Source organism: Mesorhizobium montanum, assembly GCF_033977145.1.
In the GTDB taxonomy this organism is placed as follows: domain Bacteria; phylum Pseudomonadota; class Alphaproteobacteria; order Rhizobiales; family Rhizobiaceae; genus Mesorhizobium; species Mesorhizobium montanum.
Genome location: NZ_JAVIJF010000038.1, coordinates 1 through 13,632, shown reverse-complemented (window position 1 = coordinate 13,632; position 13,632 = coordinate 1). Strand labels below are relative to the sequence as shown.

Below are 13,632 nucleotides of genomic sequence, written 5' to 3'. Positions count from 1 at the left end.
CCGCGCGTCCAATTGGACGCGCGGCGCTGCAGCATTTGAAATCGCGATTTTCGGGGTCATGCACCAAGGAGCCTGCCATGCTGCGCAAGACGGATTTCTTTATCGATGGAAGGTGGGTCGCGCCAACGGTCGCGAAAGAGCTCGAAGTCATCAACCCTGCCGACGAGCAGCCCTTCGCGGTGATCTCGCTGGGTTCCGCCGCCGATGTCGACAAGGCGGTGGCGGCAGCGCAGCGCGCGCATTCCCGGCATGGAGTGCGACCAGCCGCGAACAACGTATCGTTCTGCTCGAAAAGCTACTCGCCGCCTACAAGAGGCGGGTGCGCGACATGGCCCAGGCGATTTCCTGGGAGATGGGTGCGCCGATCAGGCTGGCGCTTGAATCCCAGGCCGCCAGCGGCTCGGGCCACATCGAGAGCTTCATCGACGTGCTGAAGGGCTTCGAATTCGAGGAGCCGCTCAATGAAAAGAATCCGCAGGAGCGCATCGTGCGCGAGCCGATCGGCGTGTGCGGGCTCATCACGCCGTGGAACTGGCCGATGAACCAAGTGGCGCTGAAGGTCGTGCCGGCGCTGGCAGCCGGCTGCGCGGTGGTGTTGAAGCCGTCGGAAATCGCACCAATATCGTCGATCGTGTTTGCCGAGATGATGGAGGAAGCCGGCTTGCCCGCCGGCGTGTTCAACATGGTCAATGGCGACGGGCCAACTGTCGGCGAGGCGATGTCGCGCCACCCCGGCATCGACATGATGTCGTTCACCGGCTCGACGCGTGCCGGCGTCGCCATCACCAAGGCTGCCGCCGAGACGGTCAAGCGCGTGGTGCTGGAACTGGGCGGCAAGTCGCCCAACATCGTTTTCGACGACGCCGACCTGACCGACGCTGTGACGCGCGGGCTGGCGCACTGCTTTGAGAACACCGGCCAGTCCTGCAATGCGCCGACGCGCATGCTGGTGCAGCGCCTTGTCTACGACAAGGCGGTTGACATCGCGGCGAAATATGCGGCCACCGTCAAGGTCGGCAACCCGGCCGAGGAGGGCGACCATATCGGCCCGCTGTCGTCGGACGTGCAGTTCGATAAGGTGCAAGGCATGATCGATGCCGGTATCAAGGAAGGCGCCCGCGTCGTTGCCGGCGGGCTCGGCCGGCCCGAAGGCTTCAACCGCGGCTACTATGTGCGCCCGACGGTCTTTGCCGACGCCAACAACGACATGCGCATCGCTCGCGAGGAGATCTTCGGGCCGGTGGTGGCGATGATCCCGTTCGAAACTGAAGAAGAAGCGATCGCCATTGCCAACGACACGCCCTACGGCCTGTCGGCCTATGTCCAGACCGGAGACAAGGCGCGGGCCCAGCGGGTGGCGCGCAAACTCCGCGCCGGCACGGTGCAGATCAACGGCACAGACCGTCCTTATGGCAGCCCTTTCGGTGGCTACAAGCAGTCGGGCCTCGGACGCGAGGGCGGCAAATGGGGCATCGAGGACTTCCTTGAGGTCAAGGCGATCAGCGGATTCGAGGAAGGGCTGGGCTGATCCCCGCGTTTGGCCGCAAGAGGGGGCTGCAGCTGAGAGGTCTGCTGTTGCGAGACAGGCTCGCGCCTAACCCTCGTTCCGTCTCAGATAGTCCTCGGCGATCTCACGCATCCTGGTGCCGTCGATGCTGTCGGCGTGGCCGCCATGGGCCACACGTACCGGAAGGTCCAGCAGGCGGCGCATGGTGGCGCAATAATCGGTGCGGTCTCACCACACGCCTCAAATTCGCCGCGCTGCGCCATGGAATCCGGCATATCGTCGATGAGGCGGGCGTCGTAAATGGCGTCGCCGGAAAAAAGCGTGCTGTCCTTGTTCGTCGAACAGGCCGATCGAGCAATGGCCGGGCAGGTGAAGGGTACGCCTCCGGCGAGGGCCGCCTTGCGCGAGCATGGCACGGTAGCGAGGCTGCGCTCTTAAGGTCGTCCTTACGAGCGTAGTTAGCAGCACAGCATGAGCCATGTGACGCAAGGCCTTCGAGGAGCAGCGACGATCACCGGATCTCGATGCCCTGTCGTTCGAGGAGCGCATCGGGCTTCTTGTCGATCGCGAAGCCGCCGAGCGCGACACCAAACGGCTAGAGCGCCTGTGTGGAAGATGTCGATTTGCGCACCCCGCGCGGCATCGACCGCGCCGTCTTCGCCAGGCTCGTCGCCGGCGACTGGATCGACCGCCACGAGAAACGTGCTGGTCACCGGCGCAACCGGGTTGGGCAAGGGTTGGATCGCCTGCGCCCTCGGCCACAAGGCCTGCCGCGACAATCGATCGGTGCTCTATCATCGCGTCCAGCGCCTCTTTGAGGCGCTCGCGCTAGCGCGTGGCGATGGGTGCTATGGCCGCCTGCACGCTCGGGCGCGTTCAACCCCTCATCCTCGACGACTGGGGCCTGTCGGTCCTCAATGCAGCCAAGCGTCGCGACCTCCTGGAGATCCTCGACGATCGCCATGGCCGCGCTTCCACAATCGTCACCAGCCAAATCCCCGTGGAACACTGGCACGATGTTGTCGGCGATCCCACGCTCGGCGACGCGATTTTGGATCGCCTCGTTCACAACGCTCACCGCCTTCAACTCACCGGAGAAAGCGTGCGAAAACATAAAGCCCGCGCCCACGCTCTTGACGCAGCCGCAAACACCTGAATCCATCAACAGGTCGGTCGAAGCGGCCGCTCATGATCGCGTGAAATCCCTGCTCACGATCAAATGAAATGAGCGCTCACCATCTCGTGAAATGGCTGCTCACAATCAGCGTAATGCGCATCCATCGCATCCGCTATTACGGCTTTCTCGGCAATCGGCATCGCGCGACAAAAGCTCGCCCGCTGTCGCGACCTGCTCGGCATGCCGGCTCCCGAGCCGTCGGTTGAGCCGATCGAAAAGGACTATCGCGACCGCTACGAGGACCTTACGGGCCACTCCCTGCGGCAATGCCCGGCCTGTCACCAAGGGCAGACGATTGTCAAGTCTTCGACGGCATCACCGGGCCACCGCCATACCGGGATACGTCGTGAAGGTAGTGCTCGGTTTTCTTCGTCATCTATCGCCCGGACCGTTCGGCCGGAAACCGAGCCGGGTCCCGCGAAGGTGCGCGCTGTCACCTCCCGGTCGCCTCCTGGCAGGGCGTGGCGCCGGTCCTCACTTGGCCGGAGCCGATATATCCGTGTCGCTTCAACCCATACGACCTGCAATCGCCGCGTCCGGGCTGCGTCTGCGGCCCACGCGATGCCTGTCCGCGGGTGCGGCCTCAATTGAATACCCATAGCGGCCAGCCGTGCCGGCGGCTTAGTCCAACACGTTTTTAGCTCACCGTCGCAATCCGCGACAGCGCGCTCTCGCCACCCGCCTTTCTGCGCGACGCCAAGCTAAAAACGCTCTGCATTATCCGACCGCCGAACTATGCCGAGCTGGCGCGTTTCCGCCAGCGTTTTTCATGGTTTAGCCGCAGCTGGAACGGCATAGATTAGGGTCTCTCCGTCGCGATTGGCGCGAAGGAGAGGACACATGAATGCAAGTGATTATCTGCAACGCAGTAGGCTGTATCGGAAGCTGATCTATGGCCCTATGACGAGTTTTCACGCGTTTACGCGGCCAGATTCCCTCCAGTTGACTTATGGAATTCTCATGCAATCTTGCGAAAGACAGACCTATGTTGCCAACATCCGTTGTCAAACGGACGCCTCTCCCAATCTCCGTAACGTTCTACAAGCTCGAGTCCGCTGAACTTCGCAAGCAAGTCAAGCTCGGATGGATAAACATATCGCAGCTTTATCGGCATAGTCCGAGTTGCTTTTGGTGCTATCCAAAGGTCTTGAGAAATAAAAAGCTGATTATTTCGATCATGTTTTGAAAAGCGCACCATCAATCGCCGTTCATCGATATGTCTAACTGTAGTTGTCTGGCGACCTAATCCAACATCAGAGAACTCCGCAGTGTATGGGTAGTGCAGATGCACCACGAAGCGTCCGTGCTCTTTCAGGGAGTTCACGACGGAACGAAAGCAGCTGATTTGTTGGTCGACGGTTACCAGAAGCGAGAAGGTGTTATTAATGCAATACACAAGATCATACTTAGTGCCGAGGTCGAACTCGGCCATGTCGCCGAGGTGCGTCCTGACAGAATCTCCGCCGCTCTTCGCGCGGAGCGCGGAAAGCATGCTCTCCGAGTTGTCGAGACCATGAACCAACGCCCCCGTCTCCGAAAGAGGCAAGGCAATATGGCCGTTTCCAACGCCCAATTCGAGTGCGGTCCCGTCCTTCGCGAAGGGCGCTAGAAAGCTGACTGCCCGAGCGTTCTCGACAGGCATATTCATCGCTTCCGCAAATTCATCATAGATATCGCTCCATATTTCGCCATAGGCGGTATAAGCGTCCTTCACTTGCTCATTATCTTTCATGGCATTTCCTCACTTAATTACCTAACCAACTTTAAAATCGCGCCTTCCGAGAGCTTGTGCTCTGACTGCTGGTGTTTACCAGGTCGGCTTTGTGTCGCGGCCGGCAGACGAGGACCCCTCCGCCCTAGGTCGACGAAGGTATTTTCTTGGGGTGAACGGGTTCGCCGATATTCCCTTGCTGTAGAACATGAACTGACTCAGATCTGACATTGCTTTCTTTCCTAGATTCCATCCACCGTGGTTACGCGCGACATCCATGCCGGCCGACAGCCCCGCCGCCTCGCGCCAACGAGTTCAAAATTCATGCCAAGTTGCCTTTGCGAGGAGGGGCACGGCAATGAGCAAATTGTGACGGTTCACGTAGTTAGTCATCGCCAAATAATGGAGCGATTCAACACATCTGCGGCGCGAATCCGACAAAGGTGACAGATGTGTCGGCAGGCGCGGGGGTGATCCGTCGTGATGGCAGGCGGGGGGCAGGTTGCGGTCGGCGGGTTCGTTTCGGGGCGTCTTCGCCCTGTGGCTATGTCGCGAACCGCGGAATGCGATCAAGCACGATGCGCAGAATACGCTGGTCGGGGCAGGATGTCGGCAGGTGCAGGCAGATCTGGGTTTTCATCTCGATCACCCGCGCGGCGATCTTGATGAGGCGCAATCGCAGGGTGTCTCGAATTGGGCGACGGCAAAGCTCGAGCGTTTCGGCATCGCGGCGCGCAGGCCCCACATCAACCAGTAAGCACCCGCATGCAGGAATAGTCGGAACTGGTTGGCCGTCGCTCTTGTGCAGGAGGTGCGGTCGGCAGCGAGATGCGTCTTCCAGGACTTGATGTGGTTCTCGGCCGCGCCGCGCCGGCGGTAGACATCCTCGTAGAGCCTCTTGGCCTTCCGCCGGCTAGGTTGGTGACGACGAAGCGGGTGGCGGCACCCTGGGCGCCGATCGACGTGGGCGATGATACCCTCCACGCGGCTCCACTGGCGGCCCCGTCAACGAACTCCTTGAACCTGCGGACCTTGCCCGTCTTCGCCGACGCTTCGAAGCGAGCCGTCGTGCTGGTCTCCAGATCCGCGATATGCTTGCCCAGCGTCGTAGTGGGCGCCAAGCCAAGGATGAAGGCGACATCGTTGGCACGGCACCAGTCGATGACCCGGTGGACTTCATTGGTTGCCGCCCTGAATGCCAGAAGTTTCTGACCCATAAGACGCGTGATCGAGTACGGTCTTCTTTCAGGCCTCGTGGCGCGGCATTTCCAAAAGCCGCGGGCCGGTATGGTGATCTGCGGATCGGGTCCATTTCATCCACGTGTTCTCTGACTGGTTTTCCCGATCCCGATCTGTTCGATCGTCTGCCCATGCAGGTCATCGCCTTCTCACACTCGTTCACCGGCGCCTGTTTGCTGTGTGTCGCTCATGTGGCAGCAGTCAGCTGCCGTCACCGGGATTGACGTCACCAAGACCCAGCCTAGCCAACTCTCCGCGCCGCAGGCCCGCACAGGAGGCCAGCAACAGCATGGTGTAGATGCTCAACAGACGAAGTGTTGCCGGCGGCGAGGGATACGAACGGGCAATGTCGAGCATTCGCCGTACGTCGGGAGGAGAGTAGATATGGGCTTTCGCCACTGCCGGGCCACTTCCTTTCGGGGTCTCGGATCCGGTCGACGCCGGGGAACTGACGGGTCGCGGCGCCGCAGGATTTTTGCGAAGATGCGCTCGAGGTTTTCGCGCTCATATGCATGGTTGCGCGTATCCTTCGTGGCCGCCCATTGATCGATCATTACGCACAGCAGCTCGGTTCCAGTTGCGGGTTCAACTGTAGGAACCGGTCGAATCTTCGACACTGCGGCGCGCAACAACTCGGTCGTACGAGCGTGACGCACCATCACGGTTCGACAGACCAAGTTCTTCAAGACCCGAATCCTGCCACTCCCCGACAGTGTGATGACCGAACTCCGGACCTACATCGCTGCACGGCGTCGGGCTGGCGATATCGACTCCACCCTGGTCTCATCACCGTCACGCAGGATCTGCTGCATCTCGCGAACGAACGGTTCAGGGCCCTGGGCGCGCCATGTCTCAATCTCGGGTGGGAGGTGCGGTCATGAGCAAGCCAATCCCTTCCCGGAACTGATGCGCGCGTTCTTCTACGCATGGCGCGTCGAGTAACGCAATGCCTCCGTCAACACGGTCCGCTCCTACCGTGATACCTGGCGACTGTTCCGCCGATTTGTCGCTGACCGCGCGAAGAAGAAAGTTGCGATAATCTCGCTGGCCGATCTGACCGCCGCGCAAGTCGCTGCGTTCCTGAGGCGCTCATCGGCATCCGCAACTGCCGGCTTGCCGCAATCCCGCAGCTTCTTCAACTTCGCGGCGACCAGGGATCCTGCCTCGATCGCGCAATGCGTTGAAATCCTCAACATCCCGATCAAGCGGGCGCCGGCATCGGAACCTTGCTATCTGGATCCACCGGAAGTGGCAGCGATCCTTGCCCAGCCAGACCAATCGACACCCTCGAAGGCATGCGCGACAATGCGCTGCTCTCATTTCCTCTACAACAGCGGGGCGCGAATACAGGAAGCACTCGATATGTGCCCCGAGGCGATCCGGTTCGATAGCCCGAACGGCGTCCGACTTACGGGTAAGGCCGAAAAGAGCGTATCTGCCCGCTTTGGCCGGAAACCGTGATGTTGTTGAAAAAGCTGCTTGAACGGCAGCCGCGGGCACCAGACCAGCGGCTGTTCGGAATCTACCCATCTCTACGGAACAACTCCGGGAAACTGGAGCTAATACCGTATACGTCCTTCGGGAGAAAGATTTATCGGAGATGGATGAGCCCGCGTGCCGCCTATATGAAGGCGGCGGCTGAAACCATGCCGTCGCTGCAAACGAAGCACGTAACGCCACACGGCTTCCGCCACGCCACCGCCGTCCACCTCCGACGTCGGTCAGTCCGCGAACGCAGCGCATCTCCAATCATTCGTTTGAAGCTGCTGATGGCGGCCCCCACCAGGGCCACGGCGTGTACCCGGACCGCTTGCCGGGTGCCTCCCTCCACGCTGCGCTTTGTTTTGGAGATACCGATCGCGCTGAGTCGGCTCAGTCTCTGCCGCATCGCTCGGCACCGCCTTTGATCGTACGTCAGCGCCTTGTGTCGTGCGGGCTCGGGCCCGCCAGCCGACAATCGCCTCGTCAGAAAACGGCGAGGCTTCCGCGCTGGCAAGGCAGAGCCATACTCCGCCCAATTCGCCACCGGTATTGCTGGTTCGGGATGCAGCGACGACGAGCGGCGTTAGCCTTTAACGGCATGGTGCGGATCCGAGATCAGGAGGACGCGGTTCCCTTATGCCATGCCACTTCGGCCGCCAAAAATCGCTCATCCGTACAGCAAGGCGTATCGACATTGCCCGGTGTATTGCCCTCACCTTTCGTGGTGTCCGATGCGGCGACATGACGGTAAATCGAGCCAGTTTCAGACGTGTCTAACTTCCGATTTTTGGTCACCCTGCCATTAGATTGCCAAGCCTTCCCATCTGCTTCGCGGGTCGGGAAAGCGCGATTGTCTTGGCGGTAACAGCATGGTCGATGAGCGTGGTCATGATGTGATTTCTCCTCGGTACGCAAGCGCTTGCGGATAACTACGCATCTGCCGTGCCAAAGGAGAACACCATTAACAAACAATACCATATCTCTCATGCTGCTATGTAGCTTGTCGAATATCGTTGACATGAGACAGCGCGGGGCACGGTTGGATGGCGCGTAAGCCCACTTTCCCGCGAAGGAACCTGTCGGCCATTTCTCGGAGAATGCTTGACATCCAACAACTGTCGGGTTTGTCGAGTCTGTGACACGGTGCTGTGTGTCCAGGCGTCCTGCAGGACTCCAATGGGAGCTATTGAATACGCTGCCGGACATTTCTTCTGAAGCTCTTACTGCGCAGTTGGCACGACTTTTGAAGCTCGCTCGCCGCGGGCAGGAACTGCCGACCGGCATTCATGGCATGAGTGATAGCGCGATCACTTGATGAGGAAAGGAAAGCAACATGTCAGGGCAGCACGATCAACTTAAGCCAATAAGCGCTCGCCCCATCCGCACACCTGAAGAGTTGGTCGAGACCGGCCTCGTTAGGGCTGAAGACCCTAGTATGGGGGCCGTGACCGGGCGCTATGCCATCGGGATCAGCCCCGCCATCGCCGCACTGATCGATCGGAACGATCCGAAGGATCCGATCGCGCGCCAGTTCGTGCCGGATGCGGCCGAGCTAAATGTGGTGCCCGAGGAGCGGGAGGATCCCATCGGCGATCTCGCACACAGTCCTGTCGAAGGAATCGTGCATCGTTATCCCGACCGCGTCCTGCTCAAGGCCGTGCATGTCTGCCCGGTATATTGCCGCTTCTGCTTCCGCCGCGAAATGGTCGGTCCGCAGGGGCTCGGCACCCTCTCGCCCGAGGCCATGGACGAGGCGTTTGCCTATATCGCTAATCACACGGAAATCTGGGAGGTGATCCTCACCGGTGGGGAACCGCTCATGCTCTCACCCCGCCGCCTCGGGGAAATCATGCAGCGGCTGGATGCCATCGATCACGTGAAGATCGTCCGCTTCCACACCCGCGTTCCCGTGGTCGAGCCGGAACGGGTCAACGAGGCTCTAATTAGCGCCATGAGGGCGAGCGGCAAGACGGCCTATATAGCCCTCCATGCCAATCATCCGCGCGAGTTGACGCCTGCGGCTCGCGAGGCTTGCGCCCGTCTCGTCGATTCGGGCATAGTCATGATCAGCCAGTCGGTTCTGCTCAAGGGCGTCAACGACGATCCCGACACGCTGGCGGCGCTCATGCGCTCTTTCGTGGAAGCGAGGGTAAAACCTTATTACCTTCACCACCCGGACCTCGCCCATGGAACGAGCCATTTCCGCTTCTCCATTGAGGAAGGCCTCGCCCTCGTGGCAGGCTTACGCGGTCGAATCTCGGGGCTTTGCCAGCCGACCTATATCCTCGACATACCGGGCGGGCACGGCAAAGTGGTCATCGGATCGGATGCCGTTCAGCAAGAGGATGCGGGTTGCTATACGGTCCGCGACTTCAAGGGCAGCGGGCACGCCTATCCGCCTTCGGATTAAACAATCAAGCACCACGGGCCCTTATGACGACGGCTTCCTCCTCGCAAAAGTTTGGGCAGTACTCCGATCGAATGGCTTGCGCCCATGTTGGGATAGATCCCTGAACGTGCGCAAGTGGTTCCAGTCCAACTGTCAGAGAAAAACACTCTTCGTAAGGGAACCCACAAATTCAATCAATGACCATGATTATGTTTATCTGTTTGCGCTGGGGGCGGTCAAATTCGCCAAGGAAGCAGATTCCAACCGTAAAGCGACCTTCAGGGTTATCGTCAGGAATAGGAAGGTCAGCACCAGGAGCAGCATTCTGCCATCCGGTCTGAGCTTTCCCAAGCTGACCAGCGTGAAACCAACGCTTTGGCGCAAGGCGACTTGTTCGAACTATTCGTGAACGCCATGGCCGCGTATGCGCGAGTCGGCAAGAAAGATAGGATGATCTGCATGACATTGCCCGAGAAGGTCGAAAAGAGCCGCGACAGCAGCGAAGAGAGCCGGATCACCGGCACGCTTTCGCGCGATGAATGCAACCGACCCGGCACCAGTCTCGCGGGCCTTTCCGGACTGATCCCTTCCATGGAAGAGGATTCCACCTTAACTGCAGGCAACTCTTCGCAGCTTTCCGGCAGAGCTTCGGCCTACGTCCTGATGTCGGGCGAGGAGGCTTCCCGGCGGCGGCTTGCGCCGCTCGGTCTGTTTCGTGGCATGTTGACCGTTGGGTGCGCGCCCGAAGAAATGGGCGTCGGCCCCGCCTGGCGACTCTGTCCCTCCTCGAGCGCCACAGCCTGCCCGATCGACGACATCGACCTCTTCGAGATCAACGAAGCCCCCTTTGCTGCGCAACTGGTCTATTGCCGCGATCGGCTCGGACTCGATCCGGAGAAGCTGAACGTCAATGGGGGCGCGATCTCGATCGGCCATTCCTACGGGATGAGCGGGTCGCTCCTAGTCGGCCACGCGCGCTGCTGGAAGGACGCCAGCGTGGCGCGCGCTTCGCCGTGGTGAGCAGGTGCGTCGGCTGGGGTATGGGGGCCGCGACGCTGCTTGAGGTCGCTTCCTGAGCAAATCGGCTTCTCTCACGGCTGGCGACCGCAGCAGAAAGGATCATGATGATGTCTGGATTGTCATTCCGGGTGGCCGAATGCGAGGACTGCGAAGAGATCCTGCTGGCGCTTCGGTTACTGGCTGAGTCCCTCGGTGTTCCCGCGCGCTTGAAAAGTACCAGGGAAGATATCGAAACCGCCGGGTTCGGGCCCCGGCGGGAGTTTAGCGTGATGCTGGCCGAGGTCGACGGCAAGATCGCCGCCATCTGCCTCTACTTCCCGATGTTTTCTTCTTGGATGGGCAAGCCGGGCCTGTACATCCAGGACCTGTTCGTGCACGAGGAATTCCGAAGCACCCGGATTGGTGAAAAGCTGCTGCGCCACGTCGCCCGGGCCGCTAGCAATGACGGTTACCACTATCTCCGCCTGACCGTCGATCATGGCAATCAGGCGGGTGCTCGCTTCTATCTTCGGCATGGATTCGAACCGGCAAACGATGAGACGAGTTACAGGCTTTACAGCCCGGCATTCGAGAAGTTTTGTCGCAGCGGAAACTAAACACCACTCTCGAGGCAGAACTGATAGCGCCCGCTGCCTCTTGTCAGGGTTCCCCCGGATACGTCATGCTAGTTTTTGGGGTCAGGACCGACTTACTAGGCCGTGAACCCATAAATGTGTTCAGCGGACGGTCTTCGGTCCATCCGGTAGGGAGATGAGGTAGTCGGCTATCGCATATGGGCCGTCGCCGCTGCGGCGTCGGGTCCACAACCGACAGCCCCATGTGCTCGGACGCTATTCCGGTGAGGTATACGGTAGCTTCATCCTTTGAGCCACCGCGAGAGAGCATGCTGACGACATGGAGTTGGTAACGATCGTATTCGTCCGCGCACTCCTCCATCGGGCGAGCTCCCGTGATGCGCCAGTCCGATCGGGTCCCAGAGCTTCCACCCGATTTCACATAGGCGGAACAGCTGTATCTTTGGATAGGGCCATGCTCAAAGCATAGACGTAAAATGCAGGTCTCGGCCATCTGCACTTTCCATTTCGGCCGTTTGCTGATTCAGACTTCGCATGAGCCGATACGACCTGACCGACTTCGAGTGGCGCGTGATTCAGCCGCTCTTACCCAGCAAGCCAAGGGGCGTGCCGCGCGTCGATGACCGGCGGGTGCTGAACGGCATCTTCTGGGTGCTGCGATCCGGTGCGCCGTGGCGCGACCTGCCTGAGCGCACGACCGCGCACCACCTGCTACAACCCCTTCCTGCGATGGCAGCGGGCGTGTGGGACCGGCTGATGGACGCCATCACTGCTGCGCACGACGGCGGAATCCAGATGATCGACAGCACCTCCGTTCCCGCCCACCAGCAGGCCGCGACGGCAAAAAGGGGGGTGCAGATCACTGTCTCGGTCGATCACGCGGCGGGCTCACGACCAAGATCCACGTCGTCGTCGACGCGCAGGGCCTCCCGATCCGGCTCGGCCTGACCGCCGGGCAGATGCATGACGGACAGAGAGCGGACACGCTGCTCAACCATCTCGGCCCGCGCACCATCGTGCTGGCCGACAAGGCTTACGACGCCGACCGCATCCGCGAGCTGATCCAGGACCAGGGCGCCACGCCAACATCCCGCCCAAGAGCAACCGGCGCTGGAAACCCTGCTACAAGCGGCTCTCTATCGCGAGCGCAACCTGATCGAGCGCTTCTTCTCCAAGCTGAAGCACTTTTGCCGGGTCGCCACCCGCTACGACAAGCTCGCAACCAACTACCTCGCCATGGTCCAGCTCGCTTCAATGCGGCTGTGGCTCCGAGCTTATGAGTCTACGGCCTAATCGCTCACCTACTTGTACGCGACGACGACGAGGCGCGGGCCATCAGATGTAAACTCTCCGCCTTCCTGCCCATAGACCTCAACCGAATGGAACCCCGCGCTTCGCAACATACGAACGCATTCTGAAAATCCATATTGTCTGATTGAAAGATGCATGCGTCTCACGCAACCACCGCGGACGACGATCCTTTCGCAGTTTCGACGATCGGTCAGCGCGTCGTTGTTCACTATATCGATTCTTAGATCATTGCCGCGCTGTACGACCTCGTAGGTAGGTGACTGCTCGCGCAGCAAATAGAAACGATTGATCTGATCGATTAGCAGACGCCCGCCCTTTATAAGTGAAGCAGCGGTTTCATGAAGAACTCTCTCATTGTCAGCTTCATCGAAATAGCCAAACGTCGTGTACCATAGAAAGGCCGTATCGAACCGTTCTCGCCAGGGGAGTGAGCGCATATCCCCTCGAATATACTCAACATCAACCCCGCGTTCAGCCGCATCCGCCTCCGCTTTTTTCAGCAAGATCGGCGAGATATCCAATCCGGTTACTCGCGCGCCTTTTTCCGCCAACCGGTTGGTAATCCGCCCATAACCGCATCCAAGTTCAAGAACTGAGCTTCCTTGTGCCAGAGAAAGAAGCTCCCAAATGGCTCCTGCCTCCCGGTCACTTCTCTCAGGCGGATTGACCAAGTCAGAAAAATGCAAGTAATCTTCGCTGAAATATGACTCAAGTTCTTGTGCAGAAAGCGGTGTAGACCAGTGATCCATGTTAACCTCCATGTGCAACGCTGATTTCGTGCATATTAATGCCGTTTGTTGGATTAATTGAAAGCGAATGTTTGTTATTGTTTTGTTTCACTTTTAAGTAGTCGTGCTTAGGATCGGAGGCTACTGATATTCCTTGTGATTGTGCTCGCATGGGCATAGCTTTGATGCTCGATCAAGGTAGCGGTGGCCGACGCGCCCTTCCCGAAGTCGCTCGGTAGCGTTTGCCGCAGTTGACGATCGCACCGCGGTTCGAACGTAAGACCGTCGTCTAATAGCGAGATTTGCAAGCGCCTTTTGACGCAGGAGGTTGTTTGCCGGGAGCATGGTCGTCTACGCGGTCGACATTCGGTCGCCGCATCATGGTGCTTCGCGGGATGGGCCTTCCAATGTATGTCTCGCACGCTCCGAGCAAACTCGTGGTGCAACGGTCTTAACGGAATGGACCAGCCTCGGTCCCGGCAGGGACACCTCT

At 59.7% G+C, this 13,632-nt stretch carries 8 protein-coding genes and 5 pseudogenes; 9 read left to right on the top strand and 4 right to left on the bottom strand.

The window, feature by feature from the left end:
* Window positions 1-77: 77 nt before the first annotated feature.
* From RFM68_RS32385 to RFM68_RS32370, 3 pseudogenes are all read left to right on the top strand, one after another.
* Window positions 78-1,528 (top strand): annotated as a pseudogene (locus RFM68_RS32385) (aldehyde dehydrogenase family protein).
* A 466-nt stretch (window positions 1,529-1,994) separates the two neighbouring features.
* Window positions 1,995-2,663, top strand: a pseudogene (gene istB / locus RFM68_RS32375) (IS21-like element helper ATPase IstB); the annotation flags it as partial.
* Between the two features lie 119 nt (window positions 2,664-2,782).
* Window positions 2,783-3,034 (top strand): annotated as a pseudogene (locus tag RFM68_RS32370) (IS91 family transposase); the annotation flags it as partial.
* A gap of 608 nt (window positions 3,035-3,642) precedes the next feature.
* Here RFM68_RS32370 and RFM68_RS32365 read toward each other — a convergent pair.
* The 3 genes and pseudogenes from RFM68_RS32365 to RFM68_RS33760 form a co-directional block, all read right to left on the bottom strand.
* A complete protein-coding gene (locus tag RFM68_RS32365; protein ID WP_320237006.1) occupies window positions 3,643-4,416 on the bottom strand; it encodes a class I SAM-dependent DNA methyltransferase in 774 nt (257 codons plus the stop codon).
* A 523-nt stretch (window positions 4,417-4,939) separates the two neighbouring features.
* Window positions 4,940-5,035 (bottom strand): hypothetical protein, encoded by a 96-nt coding sequence (locus RFM68_RS33570; RefSeq protein ID WP_347343995.1) that lies wholly within the window; start codon window positions 5,033-5,035, stop codon window positions 4,940-4,942.
* 5 nt (window positions 5,036-5,040) lie between these two features.
* A pseudogene (locus RFM68_RS33760) lies at window positions 5,041-5,612 on the bottom strand (transposase).
* Window positions 5,613-8,449: 2,837 nt separating this feature from the next.
* Between RFM68_RS33760 and RFM68_RS32355 the strand changes: the two are divergent.
* From RFM68_RS32355 to RFM68_RS33745, 6 genes and pseudogenes are all read left to right on the top strand, one after another.
* Window positions 8,450-9,526 carry a lysine-2,3-aminomutase-like protein gene (locus RFM68_RS32355; RefSeq protein WP_320237005.1) on the top strand — a complete coding sequence of 359 codons (1,077 nt, stop codon included), beginning with the start codon at window positions 8,450-8,452 and terminating at the stop codon, window positions 9,524-9,526.
* Window positions 9,527-9,919: 393 nt separating this feature from the next.
* Complete coding sequence (locus tag RFM68_RS32350) at window positions 9,920-10,525, top strand: beta-ketoacyl-[acyl-carrier-protein] synthase family protein (protein WP_320237019.1); 606 nt, start codon at window positions 9,920-9,922, stop codon at window positions 10,523-10,525.
* Window positions 10,526-10,629: 104 nt separating this feature from the next.
* Window positions 10,630-11,121: a GNAT family N-acetyltransferase gene (locus RFM68_RS32345; protein WP_320237018.1), complete on the top strand. Its 492-nt coding sequence runs from the start codon at window positions 10,630-10,632 to the stop codon at window positions 11,119-11,121.
* Between the two features lie 513 nt (window positions 11,122-11,634).
* Window positions 11,635-12,048, top strand: coding sequence for a transposase (locus RFM68_RS33755; protein ID WP_430694998.1), 414 nt, complete (start codon window positions 11,635-11,637; stop codon window positions 12,046-12,048).
* A pseudogene (locus RFM68_RS33750) lies at window positions 12,000-12,140 on the top strand (transposase); the annotation flags it as partial. The gene RFM68_RS33755 and the pseudogene RFM68_RS33750, both read left to right, overlap by 49 nt.
* Before the next feature lie 70 nt (window positions 12,141-12,210).
* Complete coding sequence (locus RFM68_RS33745) at window positions 12,211-12,393, top strand: transposase (RefSeq protein WP_430695000.1); 183 nt, start codon at window positions 12,211-12,213, stop codon at window positions 12,391-12,393.
* Between the two features lie 8 nt (window positions 12,394-12,401).
* Here the strand turns inward: RFM68_RS33745 and RFM68_RS32335 are convergent, their stop codons facing one another.
* Window positions 12,402-13,160 (bottom strand): class I SAM-dependent methyltransferase, encoded by a 759-nt coding sequence (locus RFM68_RS32335; protein WP_320237004.1) that lies wholly within the window; start codon window positions 13,158-13,160, stop codon window positions 12,402-12,404.
* Window positions 13,161-13,632: the final 472 nt, after the last annotated feature.